This is a genomic window from Streptococcus sp. 477, from assembly GCF_013277295.1.
Classification (GTDB): domain Bacteria; phylum Bacillota; class Bacilli; order Lactobacillales; family Streptococcaceae; genus Streptococcus; species Streptococcus pseudopneumoniae.
The window spans coordinates 1-22463 of record NZ_VMMQ01000008.1; the positions used below are offsets into that span (position 1 = coordinate 1).

Genomic DNA, 22463 nt, shown 5'->3' on the forward strand with positions numbered 1-22463 from the left:
CGTACTCAAGTACAGCCTGCGGCTAGCTTCCTAGTTTGCTCTTTGATTTTCATTGAGTATTATTTTGTTTGCTCTTCAACGTAGGCAACCAAGTCACCAACTGTTTTCAAGTCATCTTCTGCTTCGATTTGGATATCAAAAGCATCTTCGATTTCTGAGATTACTTGGAACAAGTCCAATGAATCAGCGTCCAAATCATCAAAAGTTGATTCAAGTGTTACTTCTGATGCATCTTTTCCAAGTTCTTCAACGATAATTTCTTGTACTTTTTCAAATACTGCCATGATAGGACTCCTTTAAAATAAATAGTTTTTTATAACAATGTGTTCACCACATGATTACCTAAATTGTAAGAATGAGCGTGCCCCAGGTCAAGCCTCCACCGAAGCCTGATAGAAGAACAGTCTGGCTACCATCTAAAGGGATGAGACCTTGTTCTACACACTCTGAAAGTAAAATCGGGATACTGGCTGCACTGGTATTGCCATATTCCATCATATTGGCTGGAAGTTTGTCTCGGTCAACACCAATTTTTCTAGCCATCTTATCCAAAATACGGATATTAGCCTGATGCAATAGCAGATAATCCAAGTCTGTCGCCTCTATAGGAGATTCTTCAATAGTCTGCTTGATAGACTTGGCTACATCTCGAATGGCAAAATCAAAGACTGCGCGTCCATCCATCTTCAAAAATGAATCTGCACTTTCTTGATCTGAAAATGGAGAATGCAAACCTGAATGCCCATAAGTTAAACACTCACTGCGACTTCCATCGCTATTGAGACTCTCAGCTAAGAAATTCTCTTGCTCGCTAGCTTCTAACAAGACACCACCAGCACCATCTCCAAACAACACAGCTGTTGATCGATCCGACCAATCGACTGCCTTAGAGAGGGTTTCACTACCAATCACCAAGCCTTTTTGAAAGCGACCAGAAGCGATAAACTTTTCAGCAGTTGAAAGAGCAAATACAAATCCACTGCAAGCCGCGGTTAAGTCAAAAGCAAAGGCTTTATTAGCACCAATATTAGCTTGAACACGAGCAGCTGTAGAGGGCATCATCGAATCTGGAGTAATGGTAGCTAGGATGATAAAATCCAGTTCCTCTCCTATTATTCCAGCTTTTGCCATCAGTTTCTTAGCAACTTCCGTAGCCAAATCACTGGTAGATTCTGTTCTTGAAATATGCCTTTGTCGTATTCCCGTTCGACTTGAAATCCACTCATCATTGGTATCCATAATCTGAGCCAAGTCGTGATTTGTAACCACTTGCTCTGGCACATAATGAGCAACCTGGCTTATTTTTGCAAAAGCCATTATTTCAAATCCTCCAAAAATTGGTAAAGATTAGTCAAACCTTTGCTCATGACATCAATTTCTTCCTCGCTCATGCCATCAATAATTTTTTCTACCATGGCCTTGTGGAAGCGTTTATGCAGTCTATGGATCAAGCGCCCCTTCTTTGTCAAATGCAGATGCACCACACGACGATCCTGTTCTGACCGAACTCGCTCAATGTATCCCTTACGCTCTAAATTGTTCAAACTTGTCGTAACAGTTCCAAGAGTTACCATCAACTCTTTTGACACTTGACTTGGAGTCACATCTGGAGCCTTACCGATGACATCAATCGTATGCATTTCTTTGATGGAGATATCCTTAAAACGACTACCTCTCAAGTTCACTTCCTCAATTACAAGGACATTGTTAAATATAGATGTTAAATATTCATTGATTCGTTGGTAGTCCATTTTTCATATCCCTCCTTCTTCAAAAAACTTTTACAATCAAAACATTTGACAGAAAGAATTATATCAAAATTCAAAGAATGATGCAAGTATTTTTTATTTTCCTGTAAATTTAGGTCTTCTTCTCTCCGAATGAGCTCGCACTCCTTCTTTGAAATCCTCTGTTTGAGCTAAGGATTTCTGTAGGTTCAGTTCTAAAGTAGCGTAACCCTGCCAGTCTTTAAACTGGCTCTCCCAAACCAACTTCTTAATGGCAGCATAGGAATTACTTGAAGCACGTCTTAATTTTTTAAGAAGCTGTTCTCTCGTCTTTTCAAGTTTTTCAGCTTCAGAAACGCGGTAAACCAACCCCCATTCTAGGGCTTTTTCTGCCGTTAAAGCCTCTCCTGTCATAGCTAATTGAGCAGCACGCGTCACACCGATACTGCGGCTCAAGAGATGAATTCCCCCTGCATCTGGAGCCAAACCAACACCAACAAAGGCTTGGATAAACTTAGCCTTATCCGTCGCCAAACAGAAATCTGCCGCAACAGCCATATTCGCTGCGGCACCTGCAACAGCACCGTCAACTTCCATTAAAACAGGTTTGGCTATTTGCTTGATTTTATAAGAAATCGTATTGACCAACTCTGCGATTTTTGTCAATGATGGAATATCATCCTCATCCACTGCCCGCTTCATCTCTACCAAATCTCCCCCAACTGAGAAGACCTTTCCATTGGCATTGATTAAGATAAAATGCACAGCTGGATTTTCTTCTGCCAGAGTCAAGGCTTCTAAGATCTCCTCACACATGGGAATATGGAAACCATTAGCGACATCAGGACGGTTTAAAGTAATAATTGCCAAATCCTCTTCAAGCTGATAAATAATATGTTCCATCTGGACTCCTTTTTATTTTATAAGCAGTTTATACTCTTCGAAAATCTCTTCAAACTACGTCAACTTCCATCTGCAACCTCAAAGCAGTGCTTTGAGCTGACTACGGCTAGCTTCCTAGTTTGCTCTTTGATTTTCATTGAGTATTGAATTATTTTATTTTCAAAGTATATCTTTTTTGGGAACAGAAAGCAAGAAAAAATTGACTGAAAGTGTCTCAGCCGATTGGAAAGGCTCGCTTTATCCTATAAAGCATCTTATTTTCTTCATTGAAAAAAGCCTTTCTTTCTGCTATAATCGTATAAAATACTTACTTTAGGAGTTCTTATGAAAGTTGTTAAATTTGGAGGTAGTTCTCTTGCCTCTGCTAGTCAATTAGAAAAAGTTTTAAACATCGTCAAAAGCGATTCAGAGCGTCGTTTTGTAGTCGTTTCTGCGCCTGGTAAACGCAATGCTGAAGATACTAAGGTTACGGATGCCCTGATTAAATACTACCGCGACTATGTTGCGGGTAACGATATTAGCAAGAGCCAAAGCTGGATTATCGACCGCTATGCTGCTATGGTTAGTGAATTGGGACTAAAACCAGCTGTGCTAGAAAAAATTTCTAAAAGCATTCACGCCTTGGCCACTCTTCCTATTGAAGAAAATGAATTTCTCTACGATACTTTCCTAGCAGCCGGTGAAAATAACAATGCCAAATTGATTGCTGCCTACTTTAACCAAAATGGTATCGATGCACGCTATATGCACCCTAGAGAAGCTGGGATTGTGGTCACAAGTGAACCTGGTCACGCTCGCATCATTCCATCAAGTTATGACAAGATTGAAGAATTGACAAACACCAATGAAGTCCTTGTCATTCCTGGTTTCTTTGGTGTCACTAAGGAAAATCAAATCTGTACCTTCTCACGTGGAGGATCAGACATTACAGGTTCTATCATTGCTGCCGGTGTAAAAGCCGACCTCTATGAAAACTTTACGGACGTTGATGGTATCTTTGCAGCCCACCCTGGAATCATTCACCAACCACACTCGATTCCTAAGTTAACCTACCGTGAAATGCGCGAGTTGGCCTATGCAGGCTTCTCAGTCCTTCATGACGAGGCTCTTCTTCCTGCCTACCGTGGAAAAATTCCTCTGGTTATCAAGAATACCAACAACCCTGACCATCCGGGTACTCGTATCGTTCTAAAACACAGTAGTGATGAATTTCCAGTTGTGGGAATTGCTGGTGACTCAGGCTTTGTCAGCATTAACATGTCGAAATACCTCATGAACCGTGAGGTTGGATTTGGCCGCAAGGTTCTGCAAATCCTGGAAGAACTTAACATCGGTTGGGAACATATGCCAACAGGTATCGACAATCTTTCTATCATTCTCCGTTCTCGCGAACTAACTCCCATCAAGGAAGAAGAAATCCTGCGTCAGTTGGTTCAAAAGGCTAAAGTAGATCATGCAGAAATCGAACACGGCCTTTCTATCATTATGATTGTTGGTGAAAAAATGAAGAGCCATATCGGAGTGACTGCTACTGCGACACGCGCTCTATCTGAAAACAAAATCAACATCCAGATGATGTCTCAAGGTTCTAGTGAAGTTTCTATTATGTTTGTTGTCAATAAAGACCAAGAGAAAGCAGCAATTAAAGCCCTCTACAATGCCTTTTTTGGAGAAAGTAAGGAAGACTAAGCATGGCTCAATCACTTAACAAAACAGTACTCCTCAGTACGACAGGCACTTCCTACCTCTCTATCGCTGGGAAAGTTGGGAAATTCCTTGTCGGAGATCAGGCTTTGGAATTTTACCCCGATGTCAATGTTGAACAATTTATCCAGATTCCTTGGAGCCATATCAACCAAATTGGAGCCAATGTCACTGGGCGGAAAATCAGTCGCCACTTCGAAGTCTTTACAGACAAAGGAAAATTCCTCTTTGCTTCAAAAGACTCAGGTGCCATTCTCAAAATTGCTCGTGAAAAACTGGGTAATGACAAGGTCATCAAACTTCCGACCCTGATTCAGACAATTGGTCAAAAATTTAAAAATCTATTTGCAAAAAAGTAGAAACTTTAGTATAATCATAGCAACGGATAAGTAGGTTATCTTCTTCTTTCAGAAAGTCTGCGGATGCTGCGAGCAGATAGGAGGGATAGGTGAAATTCTACCGTTAATAACAATTACATACACAATCAAGTGCACACCTGTGAAGTTGGATGGAACCGTGGCCCTGCCACTCCAACGCTTTGTCAGGTGTGCTTTTTTCATAAAGGAGTTCTTATGTTAGATATCAAACGTATTCGTACAGACTTTGATGCTGTCGCAGAAAAATTGGCTACACGTGGTGTAGATGCTGCTGTCTTGAATGAGATGAAAGAAATCGATGCTAAGCGTCGTGACATCTTGGTCAAGGTTGAAACTCTCAAGGCAGAACGTAACACAGTTTCTGCTGAGATTGCCCAAGCCAAACGTAACAAGGAAAATGCAGATGACAAGATTGCTGCCATGCAAACTCTATCTGCTGAGGTCAAAGCCTTGGATGCTGAATTGGCAGCAATCGATGCTAAATTGACAGAATTTACCACTACTCTTCCAAATATCCCAGCTGACAGCGTTCCTGTTGGGGCGGACGAAGACGACAATGTGGAAGTTCGCCGTTGGGGGACTCCACGCGAGTTTGACTTTGAGCCAAAAGCTCACTGGGATCTTGGTGAAGAGCTTGGTATCCTTGATTGGGAACGCGGTGGTAAGGTAACAGGCGCTCGCTTCCTCTTCTATAAAGGCCTCGGTGCTCGTTTGGAACGTGCTATCTACAACTTTATGTTGGATGAACATGGAAAAGAAGGCTATACTGAAGTCATCACACCTTATATGGTTAACCATGACTCTATGTTTGGTACTGGTCAATATCCAAAATTCAAGGAAGATACTTTTGAACTCAGCGACAGCAATTATGTCCTTATTCCTACAGCTGAAGTTCCTCTGACAAACTACTACCGTGATGAAATCTTGGACGGCAAAGATCTTCCAATCTACTTCACTGCTATGAGTCCATCATTCCGTTCTGAGGCTGGTTCAGCTGGCCGTGATACTCGTGGCTTGATTCGTTTGCATCAATTCCACAAGGTTGAAATGGTCAAATTTGCCAAACCAGAAGAATCTTACGAAGAATTGGAAAAAATGACGGCCAACGCTGAAAACATTCTTCAAAAACTCAACCTTCCATACCGTGTCGTTGCTCTCTCTACTGGAGATATGGGCTTCTCAGCTGCGAAGACTTACGACTTGGAAGTGTGGATTCCAGCCCAAAATACTTACCGTGAAATCTCAAGCTGTTCAAACACAGAAGATTTCCAAGCCCGTCGTGCCCAAATCCGTTACCGTGATGAAGCAGATGGCAAGGTGAAATTGCTCCATACCTTAAACGGTTCTGGACTTGCAGTTGGACGTACAGTGGCTGCTATTCTTGAAAACTACCAAAATGCAGATGGTTCTGTGACCATTCCAGAAGCTCTTCGTCCATACATGGGTGGAGCTGAAGTTATCAGACCATAAAAAATAAGGTTTAGCTATTTCTAGCTAGACCTTTTTTCGTAACCAAATCAGATAAGCGCCTAATACAAAGAGCAAAATGATTAGGCAAATAACAGTTTCAGCCAGTACCAAATAATCCAAAAATGGAAGTTTCAAGATTCCCTGAGCCATCTTAAGCGAAGTAGCTGTGATAATAGTCGGGAAGGTGAGGGCTGAGAAGGCTGGTTGAAAACCTTGTTTTAAAATATTGGGTAGGCGAGTCAAAACAAAGAAAAAGAAGGATTGGGAAGCCAAAAGCATGAAAATCAAGACCCAAGTCGGTAGGCTAGCTCCTCCAACTCGAACCAGAGAAGCCAAAAGCAAAGAAAAGGGAGCACAGTAGATACCTTCTTGCCCAAGCAAGGCTAGTGGGAGTGGTTGCTTCTTTAAATCACTATAAATAAGGGGATAGAGATAGAAGGTAAGAAGAAAACCAAAACTCAAGGTCACATAGGCAATTTCAATGATACCCACCAGAGGATAAGTCAAGGCTGCTACCGCTATCCCTACATAAAGCACCGTCCAGCTAGGAGTAGCATGAACCCTCCGACCCGGACAAGCAAACTTGATAGTGAAACCAGCAATCAAGGCCAAATCCAAGAGAAATGAACACCACCAGAGCCCTTGCGCTACCAAAGGAAGATGAGGGAAGACGCGAAAGACATAGGTCGATAAAATCATCCCAGCCATGGGAAAGGTGGCCATTCCTGATAAAAGAGGGGGCTTGGTCAACTCTTGCTTGGTTTCTTTCCAATTAAAAAGATGCAGAAGCAGAAAGTAAATCCACAAAATCAAACCTGTCAGACTAAAAAGATGTGACAGAACCGGCAACGTATCTAAAATAAGATTTCCAGATCCTGCTAAACCTAGCAAACAACCAGAAAATACCAAGGGGAGTTTTTTCATCCTAACCTCCAATAATCATGTTAGTTTCAGTATAGCATAAAAGCGCTTAAATGAGGGGATAAAAAACGAAGTCCGTTGATTTCAGACTTCATTTTTTACTCAGATATGAATTAAGCATAAGATTGCAATTCTGGGTTAATTGGGGTATTGGCTAGGTTGTTGGCATAGTTACAGAGGCTTGCTAGGCTGACACCAAGAACCACATCCAAGGCATTTTGTTGGGTGTAGCCAGCTTCTAAAAACTCAGACAAGGCTTCATCTCCTACACGACCCTTGGTATTGATAACTGCCAAAGTAAACTTAGCTAGGGTATCCAATTTAGGATCTGTTTCAATTGGAGTACGATTGCGAAGAGCTTGAATCAAGTCATCATTCATCTGGATTTGTTTGATGGAAAAGGCTGTGTGACCTGCGACACAGAAGGCACAACCATTGGTCACGGCTGCCGTGATTTGCACCACTTCACGCTCAACGGGTGTCAGGCTGTTGCGACGGTTGATAGATGCGACAGTTCGGTAGGCTTCTAAAGCAGTCGGTGCATTGGCCAAGAGACCGATTAGGTTGGGAATATAGCCATTGTTGTCTTTTTCTACTGTTTCAAGAACTTCTTTCACTTCTGCCGGTGCTGATTCTACTGTATGGATTGTAAATGTTGTCATAAGATACCTCTTTTCTTGTTATTGACACTAATATTATTGGAAAATCTTATAAAATCCTGATTCCTAAGTTTATTTAAGACAAAGGTTTATTCTCTCATAAGATTTTCGTTGTATATTATACTCTTCGAAAATCAAATTCAAACCGCGTCAGCGTCGCCTTACCGTACTCAAGTACAGCTTGCGGCTAGCTTCCTAGTTTGCTCTTTGATTTTCATTGAGTATTAGTTTATCACACTTCCAATCATTTGCATAATATATATTATATATCAGCTTGATAAAAATCATTTATAGGCAAAAAAATCACACGCCATGTGTGATTTCATTATTTGTCAAAATACTTTTTAGTTTCAGCAATAACGACTGGCGACAAGACTAAGAGGGCAATCAAGTTTGGCAGAACCATCAAGGCGTTGACGATATCTGCGATAATCCAGACCATATCCAACTCGATAAATCCTCCCAACAAGACCATGAGCACAAAGACCACACGGTAGAGCCAGATAAAACGAACACCAAAGAGGAACTCGAAACAGCGTTCTCCGTAATAGTTCCAACCTAGAATCGTTGTGAAGGCAAAAAGTACAAGGAAGATGGTCAAGAGGGCAGGCCCAAAGTGTGAAAAGACTGTTGAGAAGGCTGACTGAGTCAAGGCAACCCCATTTAAGTCACCACTCCAAACACCAGTCACCAAGATGGTCAAACCAGTCAGAGTACAGATAATGAGAGTATCAATAAAGGTTCCTGTCATAGAAATCAAACCTTGCTCTACTGGTTCATTTGTCTTAGCCGCAGCCGCTGCAATGGGAGCAGAACCTAGACCAGATTCATTTGAGAACACACCACGCGCCACACCATTTTGAATAGCCATCCGAACGCTAGCACCAGCAAATCCACCTACCGCAGCAAGGGGACTAAAAGCCGATGTCAAGATTAAAGCGATTGTAGAAGGAATTTTCCCGATATTAAAGAAAATAACTGTAAGAGTTCCTAAGATATAAATGATAGCCATAAAAGGAACAACAGTAGTTGAAACCTTTGAAATGGACTTGAGTCCGCCAAAGACTGCAATCGCTACAAAAACAGACAAAACGAGAGCTGTGATGGCTGGTGAAATCATCGTTGTATTTTGGATAGATTCTGTAATCGAGTTGACTTGGGTGAAGGTTCCGATTCCCAAGAGAGCAACCAATACTCCTGCTACTGCAAACAAAACAGCAAGTGGTCGCCACTTTTCTCCCATCCCTAGAAGGATATAGTGCATGGGACCTCCCGCTACTGCACCATGGTCGTCCTTGGTGCGGTATTTGATGGCCAAGAGTCCTTCCGCATACTTGGTAGCCATTCCAAAGAAAGCCGCCATCCACATCCAAAATAGAGCTCCTGGTCCACCAACCTTGATAGCCGTCGCAACTCCTATGATATTTCCTGTTCCAACAGTTGATGCCAAGGCTGTACACAGAGCTGCAAAACTGGATACATCCCCATGTCCCTTATCATGGATAAAAATAAGATGAAAGGCCTTGGGCAGACGCAAAACTTGCAAGAGTCCTAGCCGAATAGTTAGGTAAAGCCCTGTTCCGACCAATAAAATCAAGAGGGGCGGTCCCCAAGCAAAAGCATCGATTGATTTAAGCAATTCTAACATTTCCTTCTCCTATCGTTTCAACCCCAAAAGAAAGAGCACATGCAAGATACATGTACTCTGGAATGCTTAGATAAATGCTAAAAAGCGGTCTATCCTAGCTCTGTCCTTTTACCTGAGAGTTTGAGCAGTTGCCTGCCTTGCCCCTTCGGTGCCTTTACGGTCTCTCCAGAGTTCCGTCCATTTACAGTCATGGAAAATCAAACGATTCCCCACTTCTATTAAACTTCATTCGGTGTTGGTATTTAATTGATTCTTATTTTACAAAAAATGTTGGCTTTTGTCAATGTGTTTATTAGTAAAAATTAGTTCAACAGTTTTTACGGTAACTTCTCAAAGTAACTTCCACTTGCTTGACCAAAGTGGAAATTAGTCTAAAACGGATTTTTATGGTGGAATTAAGTGTGAGACGTTTGAGTTAGAAATGAGGCTCACTATGACAAAACATAAACACCTTACCCTTTCAGACCGTAATGATATCCAATTAGGCTTAGAGCGCGGTGAAACCTTCAAAGCTATCGGACAGTCCATTCTAAAAGACCCGACCACTGTCTCCAAAGAAGTCAAACGAAACAGACGAGTCCGAGAGTCTACATGCCATAACCTTCCTTGCCCTCTACTTGACAAAACTCCCTTTGTCTGTAATGGATGTCCTCAAAGAAGACAGAATTGTGGCTATAAAAAGATCTTCTACCTCGCTAAGCAAGCTCAAAAGCAGTACGAACAAACTCTGGTTGAATCTCGTGAAGGAACTCCCCTCAATTCCAAGACCTTCTGGGACATGGACAAAGTCATTTCTGAGGGTGTTAAAAAAGGACAACACATCTATCATATCCTCAAAACTCACAATCTTGATGTCAGCTCCTCAACCGTCTATCGACACATCCGAAAAGGATACCTATCTATCGCTCCTATTGACCTAGCCAGAGCCGTTAAATTCAAAGAAAGACGGAAAAGTAAGCTACCTTCCATCCCTAAAGAAGCTAAAAAAGGCCGTTCCTATGAGGATTTCCAAAACTATTTAGCACTGAATCAACTAGACTCTTGGCTGGAAATGGATACAGTTATGGGGAGGATGGGAGGTAAAGTCCTACTCACCTTCAATCTCTCTTTCTGTAACTTTATCTTCGCTAGACTTCTGGATAATAAAACTACCCTTGAGGTTACCAAACACCTCTATGACATCAAGAACACTCTTCACCAAGCTGCCAAAGATTTCTTCCAACTCTTTCCTGTCATCCTGACAGATAATGGTGGAGAGTTTGCCAGGGTTGATGATATCGAAATGGATGTGCGAGGAGAGAGTAAGCTATTCTTTTGTGACCCTAATCGCTCTGACCAGAAAGGCAGAATTGAGAAAAATCACACGCTGATTCGCGACATTCTACCTAAGGGAACTTCTTTTGACAATTTAACTCAAGAGGACATCAATCTCGTCTGTTCGCATGTCAACAGCGTCAAACGTGCTGCTTTGAATGGAAAGTCAGCCTATGAACTCTTTGCATTTACCTATGGAGAAGAGATTCCTAAGCTTCTCGGCATTTCTAAAATACCTGCAGAAGACGTCTGCCAGTCGTCTAAATTACTCCAACATAAGTTCTAAAAACTAATCTTTAACCGCATTCAAACGTCTCACACTAACTTCCACCATAGCGGAACTTAATCTGAAACGCTTTCAGATGAGGGGATTTTGTGCGCTCTTTTTTTCGATTCATTTTGGCTACAAAAGCGATGAAATCAAGCATGAGTAAAACCAGTGGAACTTACCCTGACACGGATTTCCACTGGTTTTTAGGATTTTTATCAGACTAACTTCCACTTGGATTAGCGGTGGAACTTAGTTTGGGAATTTACCCAACAGTTTTTACTTTATGAATTCCGAAATATTTCTTATCCTTTAAAAGTCACAATAGTCGCACCACTGCCTCCAGCATTTTGTGGGGCATAGCCGAAACTCTTGACATGCTTGTTTCTTTGTAGGTATTTGGTGACACCTTCACGGATGACACCAGTTCCGATACCATGGATGATATCAACTTGGGCCATATTATTAAGCAGGGCTTGGTCGATAAAGGCATCTAGCTCATTCATGGCCTCTTCATAACGTTTGCCTCGAAGATCCAGTCTTGCTTGAGGTCCTCGTCCAGAAGTTCGTTTCACAACATTGACCTGTTTCTTCTTAACTTGTTTTTCTTGCTGGGCTTGAACAAGGTCAAATTCTTTCTCTTCTAAGGTCATCTTAATCAAGCCTACTTGGGCTTCCCAGCGGCCATCCTTGAGTTGACTGGTCAAGGTACCACGCTGTCCATAACTGAGAACCACGATATCATCTCCCACCTTTGGAACTCGTTTTTTCTTGGCCTTTTGAAGGACCTTGTTTTTAGACAAATCTACTTTTTCAGGAGCCAATTTTTTCAGCTTGGCCTTGGCTTCAATGATTTCATGGGGTTTAAGTTGAGATTTGCTGTGGAGATTTTTGAGAATCTGGTCACTCTCACTTAGGGCCATGTCCACAATCTCAGCAGCCTGTTCACGCGCCTTATTAAGCTCGGTTTCCTTTTCACGATTGAGTTCATTGTAGAGTTTTTTGAGCGCACGATTCATCTTGAGATTTTCTTGCTCCACCTCACGGATATTGTCCAAGCGTTTGCGACTCTCTAACGTCTGCTCTTCCAGTTGCTCAATAATCCGGTTGACATCATTGTCCTGATTGACCTGCTGACTGGCATCCCCTACGATAACTTCAGATAGGCCTAGACGTTTGGCAATCTCAAAGGCATTGCTTCGGCCAGGTACACCCTGCATAAAGCGATAGGTCGGGCGAAGAGTTGCAGTATCAAACTCCATGCTGGCATTTTGCACAAAGGCTGTCTCAATACCATAGGCCTTGAGTTCTGGATAGTGGGTGGTCGCCATGGTCTTGACTTGACGCAGGCGAAGGTCTTCCAGAATGGCCATGGCAAGGGCAGCTCCCTCTTGGGGATCTGTACCAGCCCCCAACTCATCCAAGAGCAAGAGCGAATGCTGGTTGACCTTGCCAAGAATATCCACAATATTGGTCATGTGGCTAGAGAAGGTAGACAAGCTCTGCTCAATAGACTGCTCATCGCCAATATCAGCAAAAATTTCTTCAAAAATACCAACACGACTTCCCTTATCAGCTAAAATCGGCAAACCTGACTGAGCCATCACCTGTGTCAAGCCCAGAGTTTTAAGCATGATGGTCTTCCCACCTGTATTGGGACCTGTAATGACAATGGCTGTTAAATCTTGACCAAAATGGACATCATTTGCGACAGCATTTTTGACCAAAGGATGGCAGACATGGAGCAATTGAATTTCCTGATTTTCTGACAGCTGAGGAACGACTGCTTGCCTTTCTTGGATAAAGCGGACCTTGGCACGAATCAAGTCCAGATGGCCGATAATCCAAGCATCATTAGCAATCTCAGCCGCATGAGGGCGGACACGCTCAGAAATTTCTTGAAGAATTCGAAGCATTTCATAGCGCTCATCTGCTCGCAGACTGGCAATTTCTTCGCTCAGTTTGACCACCTCACGGGGTTCGATGTAGACAGTATTTCCGCTGGCAGAAATATCATGAACGACACCTGCAATCTTATTGCGGTAGGTATTTTTGACTGGTAAAACCTGACGACCATTTCTGCTAGCAACGATTCCTTCTGTCAACATCTGCGCTTTTTGTTTGAGCAAATCTTGCAAGACATCGCGGACCTGACTCTCGCTGTCATGGATTTTTCGACGGATGCGCGCCAATTCTTCACTGGCAAAATTTTCAATGAAACCTGCATCATTAAAGGCTTGGAGATTTCCTTGTAATTGCGGAAAATCGTGTAATTTCTCAAACCAAAGGGCTAATTCTTCCAAGCTGACATTTTCCAAATTGGCATAAAAACTTTGCAGTTCTCGACTAGCAAGAAGCACGCGCTTCAAGAGTAGGAACTCCTCGATATTGAGGTCTGCTCCCATCTCCAATCGCTTGCAGACTCCTGCAATTTCCTTAGTTGCGAGAATGGTAAAATGCGGTTGCTCGACAAAGAGAGCCTGCATTTCCTTCATCTCAGCAAAAACCTGTTTGATTTTATCTGCTTTGGCAGTCGGAGCCAGCTGTCTCAATTGCTCCAAGCCCTGCTCGGTCAACAAATGGGGTTCAAACAAGGCCTTGACCTTATTGAACTCTAATGTTTCTAATATTTTCTTATTCATCTTTATTTCCTTGTCTTTGAATGTCTAGGTGTGGTAGCTTTTTATATTCTGATAGATTCGAGTCAAATCTGTAAACAAAGGGCTAGGAAAACTCCTGCCCTTTTTATCCGATTAAATTTGTCACCCAGATTTGTTTGAGCCAACTAGTTGTTACCGGTATGCTCTGGATGATGTGTTTTGCGACGATACTCTTTTCAAGAGGATTTTGTATAGCTGCCATGGGGATGGTCGCCAAGATGGTCAAAGCCATTTGCAAGACAAATAAGGTCACCAACATGGACAAGATACCTGCTGAAACTTGGAACAACTTACCACCCAGTTTTTTACTAGGAATCAAGTGTAAGAGGAGACCAAGCAAACGACCGATGCTATAGACAATCCCAAATACAAGCAAGTAGCCGATGCCTGCATAAAAGACCTTATCCAGCTGAAAGAGTTGATCCGATGGGAAAAAGAAAGTCCCCTGACCTTCCTGCGGATTTGCATAAGGAAGTAATAAATGGAACTGCTCTCCAAGCCCCTTATAAAACTGGCCAGCCATAAAAGCCGATGCCATGGCTGAAATCAGGTAATAAATCTGTAAGAGCAGGCCTCTCCGATAGCCGATATAAAATCCCCAAGCCAAGACCAATAGAAGAAGGAGCGAAATCATAAGGAATCCTCAATCTTGCTCTGTTCTTGCTTGCAAGTCACAAGCTTGTGACGGAGTTCTTCTAGCTCTTGCTCCTTATCATCAAATTCAATCTCACGGCTGAGCTGAGTTGATAAACAGTTGACTGCCAACAAAAGAGCGATTGTTTCATCATCTGCGCTAGGCATTTGTTCTTTAATTGCTTGGTATTTTTCTGTCGCAACCTTGGCAATTTCCTCCATAAAAAGGTTATCATGCTCGCTTGTCAAGGTTAATGATTTTTTCCCGAATGTAAATTTGAATCGATTTAGATTTGCCATAAAATTCACCTCACGATATTATACCAAAATTCGCTAACTTTGTCAGTTTTTACAAATTTGCCTGCTTTTGTGGTACAATAGAAACTATGGCAAGTATAACACTCACACCAAGCGAAAAGGAGATTCAGGCTTTTCTTGAACACTACCAAACCAGTCTAGCTCCCAGCAAGAATCCCTATATCCGCTACTTTTTGCGACTACCTCAAGCAACGGTTTCTATCTATACTTCTGGAAAGGTCTTGCTTCAGGGTGAGGGGGCTGAGAAATACGCTCGTTTCTTTGGCTATCAAGCTGTAGAGCAAACCAGCGGACAAAATCTTCCTTTGATTGGGACAGATGAGGTTGGAAATGGTTCCTACTTTGGTGGGCTTGCAGTTGTGGCTTCCTTTGTCACACCAGACCAGCACGACTTCTTACGAAAACTCGGTGTGGGAGATTCTAAGACTCTGACCGATCAAAAGATTCGTCAGATTGCCCCTATCCTCAAAGAAAAAATCCAGCATCAAGCACTGCTTCTCTCACCAAGCAAGTACAACGAGGTCATCGGAGACCGCTACAACGCTGTTTCGGTTAAGGTAGCCCTCCATAACCAGGCTATCTATCTCCTTCTTCAAAAAGGCATTCAGCCTGAGAAAATTGTGATTGATGCCTTTACCAGTGCTAAAAATTATGACAAGTACTTGGCACAAGAGGCCAATCATTTCAGCAATCCGATCAGCTTAGAAGAAAAGGCTGAGGGAAAATACTTGGCTGTCGCAGTTTCTTCTATCATTGCGCGTGATCTCTTTCTGGAAAATCTAGAAAATCTAGGACGAGAACTGGGCTATCAACTTCCAAGTGGAGCTGGAACGGCTTCTGATAAGGTGGCTAGCCAGATTTTACAAGCCTATGGTATGCAGGGACTCAGCTTCTGCGCCAAATTGCACTTTAAAAATACTGAAAAAGCGAAAAAACGCTTAGAAAGGTAAGTTATGAATTCATTTAAAAATTTCCTAAAAGAGTGGGGATTATTCCTCCTGATTCTGTCATTACTAGCTTTAAGTCGTATCTTTTTTTGGAGTAATGTCCGCGTAGAAGGACACTCCATGGATCCTACCCTAGCGGATGGCGAAATTCTCTTTGTCGTTAAGCACCTCCCTATTGACCGTTTTGATATCGTGGTGGCCCATGAGGAAGATGGCAATAAGGACATCGTCAAGCGCGTCATCGGAATGCCTGGCGATACCATCCGTTACGAAAATGATAAACTTTACATCAATGACAAAGAGACAGATGAACCTTATCTAGCTGACTATATCAAACGCTTCAAGGATGACAAACTCCAAAGCACCTACTCAGGCAAGGGATTTGAAGGAAATAAAGGAACTTTCTTTAGAAGTATCGCTCAAAAAGCTCAAGCCTTCACAGTTGATGTCAACTACAACACCAACTTTAGCTTTACAGTTCCAGAAGGAGAATACCTTCTCCTCGGAGACGACCGCTTGGTTTCGAGCGACAGCCGCCACGTAGGCACCTTCAAAGCAAAAGATATCACAGGGGAAGCTAAATTCCGCTTCTGGCCAATCACCCGTATCGGAACATTTTAAGAAATCGAAGAGGCCGAGAGTCAGCAATCTCAGCCTCTTCTTCTATCGTGAGAATATGATTATTCACTATCCAGTTTGATTAAGATAGAAACAAAGTTATACTCAATGAAAATNNTTGAGGTTGTAGATAGAACTGACGAAGTCAGTAACATATATACGGCAAGGCGAAGCTGACGTGGTTTGAAGAGATTTTCGAAGAGTATTAACTCTCACCTATTCATGCAAAGGAATCTTATGGAAGTTTATTTTTCAGGAACCATTGAACGGATTATTTTTGAAAATCCCAGCAATTTTTATCGCATCCTCCTCCTAGAAATCGAAGATACGGACGCAGAAGATTTTGATGATTTTGAAATCATTGTTACTGGCACCATGGCTGATGTGATTGAGGGAGAAGACTATACTTTTTGGGGACAAATTGTCCAACACTCCAAGTACGGGGAGCAACTGCAAATCAGCCGATATGAACGTGCAAAACCAACTAGCAAGGGATTGGTCAAGTACTTTTCAAGTAGCCATTTCAAGGGGATTGGTCTCAAGACAGCTCAGAAAATTGTGGATACCTACGGCGACAATACCATTGACGAAATTCTGCAACACCCAGAAAAGTTAGAAGGCATCGCAGGACTATCTGCCAAAAATCGCGAGGCTTTCGTCTCCACTCTTCGTCTCAACTACGGAACGGAGATGGTTTTGGCCAAACTGGCCAACTACGGCATTCCCAACAAACTAGCCTTCCAGATTCAAGATTTTTACAAGGAAGAAACCCTTGATGTGGTTGAAAATTATCCCTATCAACTGGTTGAGGATATTAAGGGTTTGGGATTTACCATTGCTGACCAACTAGCGGAAGAATTAGGCATCGAAAGTCAGGCTCCTGAACGCTTCCGTGCCGGTCTGGTTCATAGTCTTTTTCAGGCCTGTATGGAAACAGGGGATACCTATGTTGAAGCACGGGATTTGCTGGAACAAACTCTTACTCTCCTTGAGTCTTCCCGCCCCGTGGAACTGGATCCCAGCCAAGTGGCCCAAGAACTCTCCTACCTGATTGAAGAAGACAAGGTCCAGCAGATTGATACCAAAATCTTTGATAACAGTCTCTTTTTCGCTGAGGAAGGCATCCGCAGTCACTTGGTTCGTATCCTTGAAAAAGGAAAACAGAAGAGTCATGATTTAGAAACCATTCAAAAACATATCGCTACTGTCGAAGAAGATCTGGAGATTGAATATGATAACATTCAAAAACAGGCTATCTGTGATGCTATCCAGAATAAGGTCTTTATCCTGACAGGTGGACCTGGTACTGGTAAGACAACTGTTATCAATGGGATCATCGCTGTCTATGCCCTTTTAGAAGGACTTGACCTCAGAAAAAAAAGCAACCTACCTATTCTTCTTGCTGCTCCAACTGGACGAGCAGCTCGTCGCATGAATGAATTGACAGGCTTGCCTAGCGCTACTATACACCGTCATTTAGGAATGACAGGTGACGACGATACCAGTCATCTGGAAGATTATCTGGATGCTGACTTTATCATCGTGGATGAATTTTCTATGGTGGATACTTGGCTGGCCAATCAACTCTTCTCAAACATCTCTTCTAACAGTAAGATCCTCATCGTGGGTGACAGCGACCAGTTGCCTTCTGTCAGTCCTGGACAAGTTCTAGCAGATCTGCTTCATATTCCTTTGATTCCTCAGACTCGCTTGGAAAAAATTTATCGACAAAGCGAAGAATCAACCATAGTAACCTTAGCAAGTCAGATTAGACAGGGTATCTTGCCAGCCGATTTCACCCAGAAAAAAGCAGACCGTTCCTACTTTGAAATTGCTAGCGGTCATATTCCAGCTACGATTGAAAAAATCTTAGGCGCTGCCCTCAGAAGTGGTATTCCTGCCCGTGATATTCAGGTTCTAGCCCCCATGTACCGAGGGACGGCAGGGATTGATGCTATCAATCAGCTCATGCAAGGCCTCCTGAACCCATCACAAAAAGATCAACTCAGTTTTGAAACTCCCCAGTGCTACTATCGCAAGGGAGACAAGGTCATTCATTTGGTCAACGATGCTGAAATCAATGTCTTTAATGGAGATTTAGGAGCCATCACAGACCTGATTCCTGGTAAATACACCGAGTCGAAACAAGATGAGATTGTCATTGATTTTGATGGCAACGAGGTCTCTTACCCACGTAACGAATGGTACAAGATTCGCCTGGCCTATGCCATGAGCATCCATAAATCACAGGGAAGTGAGTTCCCTGTTGTCATCCTACCTATCACTAGTGCTAGTAGGCGTATGCTGGAGCGCAATCTCATCTATACAGCCATTACACGCGCCAAAAGCAAGCTTATCTTACTAGGCGAATTACAGGCCTTCGACTATGCTACTCAACATATCGGAACTGCCCGAAAAACCTATCTGATTGAACGCTTCAGTGATTTATTGGAGAATGTTGAAGAAAAGCAACCAGCTGTCTCTGAAACAGCCACATCAAGTACCTCTGAACAATCCTACATCCTAACCGAAGAAAACTGGGACAGCATCCCGGCCATGATTGGGATTACAGATGCAGATCTCAAAGAGATTTTTGGAAAATAGTGCACAAGAAAACCCACCTAGTCAGGTGGGATTTTTGTTTATGAATACTCAATGAAAATCAAAGAGCAAACTAGGAAGATAGCCGTAAGCTGTACTTGAGTACGGTAAGGCGACGATGACGTGGTTTGAATTTGATTTTCGAAGAGTATAAGATTATTTAACTGTTGCTGTGCTTGTAATCAATTCAACAGCTTTTTTGATTGTGATATCATGTTTCAACATATCAGCTGAAAGCAAGCTTTGTACTTGAGCAACTTCCATGTTGTAGTCTGTTGCCAATTGCTCGATTTCTTTTTGGATTTCTTCTTCTGAAGCGTCAAATCCTTCAGCTTTGGCAACTGCTTCGATAACAAGGTTAGTCTTAGTACGTGACTCAGCTTCTGCTTGGTATTGATTGTGAAGGTCTTCTTGAGTAGTTCCAGTGATTTGGAAGTACATGTCAGGGTTGATACCTTGACGTTGCAAGTTTCCAAGGAATTCATTTACTGAGCGGTGAACTTCTTCGTGAATCATTTCTTCTGGAAGTTCTACGATTTCAGCGTTTTCTACAGCTTTATCGATTGCTGCACCTTCAACTGCATCTTTGTAAGCTTCTTCTTTAGCAGCAGCCAATTCCTTGCGGTATTTTTCTTTCAATTCAGCAAGTGTTTCAACTTCTTCGTCGATGTCTTTTGCAAGCTCATCATCAAGAGCTGGAACTTCTTTAGCTTTTACTTCGTGGATAGTTGTTACGAATTTAGCTTCTTTACCTGCAAGGTCTTCTGCTTGGTAGTCTTCTGGGAATGTTACAACTACATCAACAGTTTCGCCAGCTGAGTGACCTACCAATTGGTCTTCAAAACCAGGGATGAATTGACCTGAACCAAGTCCAAGTGAGAAGTTTTCACCTTTTCCGCCATCAAATTCAACACCATCGATAGAACCAACAAAGTCAATAACAACAGTATCGCCGTTTTCAGCAGCAGCTTCTTTGATAACCAATTCAGCCAAGTTGTTGCGTTCGCGTTCAATACGCTCTTCAACGTCAGCGTCAGTTACTTCTTTTTCTAGATCAACTGATACTTCAAGGTTTTTGTAGTCACCCAATTTAACTTCAGGTTTTGTCACGACTTCAGCTGTGATAACCCAGTCTTGACCTTTTTCCATTGAAGTTACGTCAATTTTTGGTTGAGCAACCACTTCAAGACCAGCTTCTTTTACAGCTGCTTCATAAGCATTTGGCAAAAGAGCGTTCATAACGTCTTGATAAAGTGACTCTTCACCAAATTTTTTGTCGAAGATAGGACGTGGAAGGTGACCTTTACGGAAACCTGGAACATTAAGAGATTTCTTCACTGAGTTGAAGACACGGTCCAATTCTGGTTTGATTTGGTCTTGAGAGATAGTGAAAGTCAAGACACCACGGTTTGTTTCTTTGTTTTCAAATGATACAGACATTCTGTCATTTCTCCTTAAAATTTTTTAAATACAGTCTATTATAACATTTTCTATAAATAAAATCTAGACTAATGCAGACAATTATAGACAACAAGCCTTTTTGCTAACTAAATGAAAGTTCTATAATGAAGTTAGTCACCCAGCCCTCCTAAAAATTAGATGTTTTAACTAGCTGATAGCTAGCCCTCTATTTCATTTGATAAGATGCTTGATGCTGTTAGGCTGACAAGCCAAGGCTAAGATTAGCCTTGGTTTAGCTGACAAAACTGCTTCAAGGGTTCCTCTTGTCAAATGAAAGCAAAATAATTGCCCTCAATCTCACCATTTTTTTGGGACATAATCACTTTCGATTGACAGTTTGTTCTACACTTTCAAGGATGGAATAGACATCAAAAAGAACCCTGCTTTTCTGAAAAAGAGGTCTTCTTGCTAAGTTTATACTCAATGAAAATCAAAGAGCAAACTAGGAAGCTAGCCACAGGTTGCTCAAAGCACCGCTTTGAGTTTGCAGATAAAACTGACACGGTTTGAAGAGATTTTCGAAGAGTATTAATTTACATAAATAGCCAGTGTTTGATAGGGTTTGAGTAGAATTTTCTCAGACACTTCTGCGTCTTCATAGTTTGAAATCAAAATTTGTCCATTTTGGTAGGCTACTGGCAAATCGATTTCCACTTCTGTGGCATAAAAATTATTGAGCACAAGTAACTTTTCAGCCTCATACTGACGTTCAAAAGCATAGACTTGCTTGCTATCTTCAAAGGCTGGTTTGTAACTTCCTTCTGAGATGATAGGCATTTCCTTACGCAGTCGAATCAAGTCTTGGTAGAAGGTGAAAATCGGACCTTGGATTTCATTTTCTACATTGATGTGAGGGTAGGATTTTCCTGCATTGAGCCAAGGAGTCCCTACTGTGAAGCCTGCATTTTCAGAAGCATCCCACTGCATAGGAATTCGTGAATTATCACGCGACTTAGCTTGAATAATCTGGAAGGCTTTTTCCTGACTCTTCCCTTCCTCTAAGAGCATCTGATAGGCATTGAGCGATTCGACATCCACATAATCAGCAATAGAATCATAGTCTGGGTCAATCATCCCGATTTCCTCGCCCATATAGATATAAGGTGTCCCACGTGAAAGGTGAATACTGGCCGCTAGCATGGTAGCTCCTTCCTTGCGGAAGTTTTGAATATCAACAAAACGGTTTAAAGCGCGTGGTTGGTCGTGATTGTTCCAGAAGAGAGCACTCCAACCACCTTTATCACTCATTTCCTTGCCCCAGCTATGGTAAAGACTCTTCAACTCTTCAAAATCAAAGGGAGCCAAGGTCCACTTTTGTCCATCCTTATAGTCCACCTTGAGATGATGAAAATTAAAGGTCATGGATAATTCCTGACGGTCAGGCGACGAATAAAGGACACAATTTCCCATGGTGGTTGAGGACATTTCCCCAACTGTCATAAAACTATCGTCTGATCCAAAAGTGGCTTGATTCATCATACGCAAATAGTCATGAACGATGGGCTTGTCTGTGTAAGCTAGCTTTCCTTCATTTTCAGGACAATCCACTAAGACTTCATCCTTGCCAATCAAATTGATCACATCAAATCGGAAACCTTTGACACCCTTGTCGCGCCAGAAATTAACAACCTTGAAAAGCTCCTTACGGACATTGGGATTGCGCCAGTTAAGGTCAGCCTGGGTATCATCAAAGAGGTGAAGGTAGTATTTCCCTGTATTCCCAAAGGGCGCCCATGCAGAGCCACCAAACTTAGACTGCCAATCTGTTGGTTGGTCTTGGATGAAGAAAAAGTCTTGATAATACTTGTCCCCAGCTAAGGCTTTCTGAAACCATTCATGCTCTGTCGAACAATGATTGAGTACCATGTCCAGCATAAAGTCAATCTTGTGCTCTTGACCGACACGCACCATTTCCTCAAAATCAGCCATATCACCAAAAAGAGGATCTACTGCCATATAATCTGAAATATCGTAACCATTATCCCGTTGAGGGCTTGGATAGAATGGATTGAGCCAGACCATATCCACACCTAGTTTGGCTAAATAGGGAATTTTTTCAATAATTCCACGGAAGTCCCCAATACCATTGCCAGTGGTGTCTTTGTAAGATTTTGGATAGATTTGATAGACTACTTTTCCTTTATCAAGTGTCATCTGTTTCTCCTTTTCTGATAAAAGGGAGGAAGCAGTCTTCCGTCCCTATTTGTGCTATTTCAATTATACTCAATGAAAAT

Annotated in this window: 19 protein-coding genes and 1 riboswitch; of the genes, 7 read left to right on the plus strand and 12 right to left on the minus strand. The window is 42.2% G+C overall.

Going from position 1 to position 22463, the window contains the following annotated elements; all coding sequences use genetic code 11:
- Positions 1-59: 59 nt before the first annotated feature.
- The 4 genes from HT691_RS01325 to HT691_RS01340 all read right to left on the minus strand — a co-directional run bounded on the left by HT691_RS01325 (position 60) and on the right by HT691_RS01340 (position 2630).
- A complete protein-coding gene (locus tag HT691_RS01325; protein WP_000257838.1) occupies positions 60-284 on the minus strand; it encodes an acyl carrier protein in 225 nt (74 codons plus the stop codon).
- 58 nt (positions 285-342) lie between these two features.
- A complete protein-coding gene (locus HT691_RS01330) occupies positions 343-1317 on the minus strand; it encodes a beta-ketoacyl-ACP synthase III (RefSeq protein ID WP_000852944.1) in 975 nt (324 codons plus the stop codon).
- Positions 1317-1751, minus strand: a complete 435-nt coding sequence (locus HT691_RS01335) for a MarR family transcriptional regulator (protein WP_000386348.1) — start codon at positions 1749-1751, stop codon at positions 1317-1319. The genes HT691_RS01330 and HT691_RS01335 overlap by 1 nt, the downstream gene beginning before the upstream one ends.
- Before the next feature lie 93 nt (positions 1752-1844).
- Positions 1845-2630 (minus strand): enoyl-CoA hydratase, encoded by a 786-nt coding sequence (locus HT691_RS01340; protein ID WP_000400065.1) that lies wholly within the window; start codon positions 2628-2630, stop codon positions 1845-1847.
- Between the two features lie 324 nt (positions 2631-2954).
- Here HT691_RS01340 and HT691_RS01345 point away from each other — a divergent pair, with 324 nt between their 5' ends.
- The 3 genes from HT691_RS01345 (at position 2955) to serS (ending at position 6181) form a co-directional block, all read left to right on the plus strand.
- Entirely contained in the window at positions 2955-4319 is a 1365-nt protein-coding gene (locus tag HT691_RS01345) for an aspartate kinase (RefSeq protein WP_023933121.1), read from the plus strand.
- Positions 4320-4321: 2 nt separating this feature from the next.
- Positions 4322-4693 (plus strand): DUF956 family protein, encoded by a 372-nt coding sequence (locus HT691_RS01350; protein WP_000079356.1) that lies wholly within the window; start codon positions 4322-4324, stop codon positions 4691-4693.
- A 213-nt stretch (positions 4694-4906) separates the two neighbouring features.
- Positions 4907-6181, plus strand: a complete 1275-nt coding sequence (gene serS, locus HT691_RS01355; RefSeq protein WP_023933119.1) for a serine--tRNA ligase — start codon at positions 4907-4909, stop codon at positions 6179-6181.
- A 24-nt stretch (positions 6182-6205) separates the two neighbouring features.
- On the opposite strand, the gene HT691_RS01360 is transcribed toward serS, so the two are convergent.
- The 3 genes from HT691_RS01360 to HT691_RS01370 form a co-directional block, all read right to left on the minus strand.
- Entirely contained in the window at positions 6206-7105 is a 900-nt protein-coding gene (locus tag HT691_RS01360; RefSeq protein ID WP_023933117.1) for a TDT family transporter, read from the minus strand.
- A 110-nt stretch (positions 7106-7215) separates the two neighbouring features.
- Entirely contained in the window at positions 7216-7764 is a 549-nt protein-coding gene (locus tag HT691_RS01365; protein ID WP_023933115.1) for a carboxymuconolactone decarboxylase family protein, read from the minus strand.
- 322 nt (positions 7765-8086) lie between these two features.
- Positions 8087-9409, minus strand: a complete 1323-nt coding sequence (locus tag HT691_RS01370; RefSeq protein WP_023933113.1) for a sodium:alanine symporter family protein — start codon at positions 9407-9409, stop codon at positions 8087-8089.
- 90 nt (positions 9410-9499) lie between these two features.
- Positions 9500-9588, minus strand: a riboswitch (glycine riboswitch).
- A 254-nt stretch (positions 9589-9842) separates the two neighbouring features.
- Here HT691_RS01370 and HT691_RS01375 point away from each other — a divergent pair.
- On the plus strand, positions 9843-11009 hold the full coding sequence (locus HT691_RS01375) for an IS30 family transposase (RefSeq protein ID WP_023933111.1): 1167 nt from the start codon (positions 9843-9845) through the stop codon (positions 11007-11009).
- Between the two features lie 287 nt (positions 11010-11296).
- On the opposite strand, the gene HT691_RS01380 is transcribed toward HT691_RS01375, so the two are convergent.
- From HT691_RS01380 to zapA, 3 genes are all read right to left on the minus strand, one after another.
- The gene (locus HT691_RS01380; RefSeq protein WP_138706323.1) at positions 11297-13633 is read right to left on the minus strand and encodes an endonuclease MutS2; all 2337 of its coding nucleotides are present in this window, start codon (positions 13631-13633) and stop codon (positions 11297-11299) included.
- 103 nt (positions 13634-13736) lie between these two features.
- The gene (locus HT691_RS01385; protein WP_023933107.1) at positions 13737-14285 is read right to left on the minus strand and encodes a CvpA family protein; all 549 of its coding nucleotides are present in this window, start codon (positions 14283-14285) and stop codon (positions 13737-13739) included.
- Positions 14282-14584 (minus strand): cell division protein ZapA, encoded by a 303-nt coding sequence (zapA, locus tag HT691_RS01390; protein WP_000002019.1) that lies wholly within the window; start codon positions 14582-14584, stop codon positions 14282-14284. Before zapA ends, HT691_RS01385 begins: the two co-directional genes overlap by 4 nt.
- A gap of 86 nt (positions 14585-14670) precedes the next feature.
- Here zapA and rnhC point away from each other — a divergent pair, with 86 nt between their 5' ends.
- The 3 genes from rnhC to HT691_RS01405 all read left to right on the plus strand — a co-directional run bounded on the left by rnhC (position 14671) and on the right by HT691_RS01405 (position 18771).
- Entirely contained in the window at positions 14671-15552 is an 882-nt protein-coding gene (rnhC, locus tag HT691_RS01395) for a ribonuclease HIII (protein WP_023933106.1), read from the plus strand.
- Between the two features lie 3 nt (positions 15553-15555).
- A complete protein-coding gene (gene lepB / locus HT691_RS01400) occupies positions 15556-16170 on the plus strand; it encodes a signal peptidase I (protein WP_001083986.1) in 615 nt (204 codons plus the stop codon).
- 234 nt (positions 16171-16404) lie between these two features.
- On the plus strand, positions 16405-18771 hold the full coding sequence (locus HT691_RS01405; RefSeq protein ID WP_100127856.1) for an ATP-dependent RecD-like DNA helicase: 2367 nt from the start codon (positions 16405-16407) through the stop codon (positions 18769-18771).
- A gap of 153 nt (positions 18772-18924) precedes the next feature.
- Here HT691_RS01405 and tig read toward each other — a convergent pair whose 3' ends face one another.
- Both tig and treC read right to left on the minus strand, forming a co-directional pair.
- Positions 18925-20208 carry a trigger factor gene (tig, locus tag HT691_RS01410; RefSeq protein ID WP_023933102.1) on the minus strand — a complete coding sequence of 428 codons (1284 nt, stop codon included), beginning with the start codon at positions 20206-20208 and terminating at the stop codon, positions 18925-18927.
- A gap of 549 nt (positions 20209-20757) precedes the next feature.
- Positions 20758-22383: an alpha,alpha-phosphotrehalase gene (gene treC, locus HT691_RS01415; RefSeq protein WP_138706324.1), complete on the minus strand. Its 1626-nt coding sequence runs from the start codon at positions 22381-22383 to the stop codon at positions 20758-20760.
- Positions 22384-22463 lie beyond the last annotated feature (80 nt).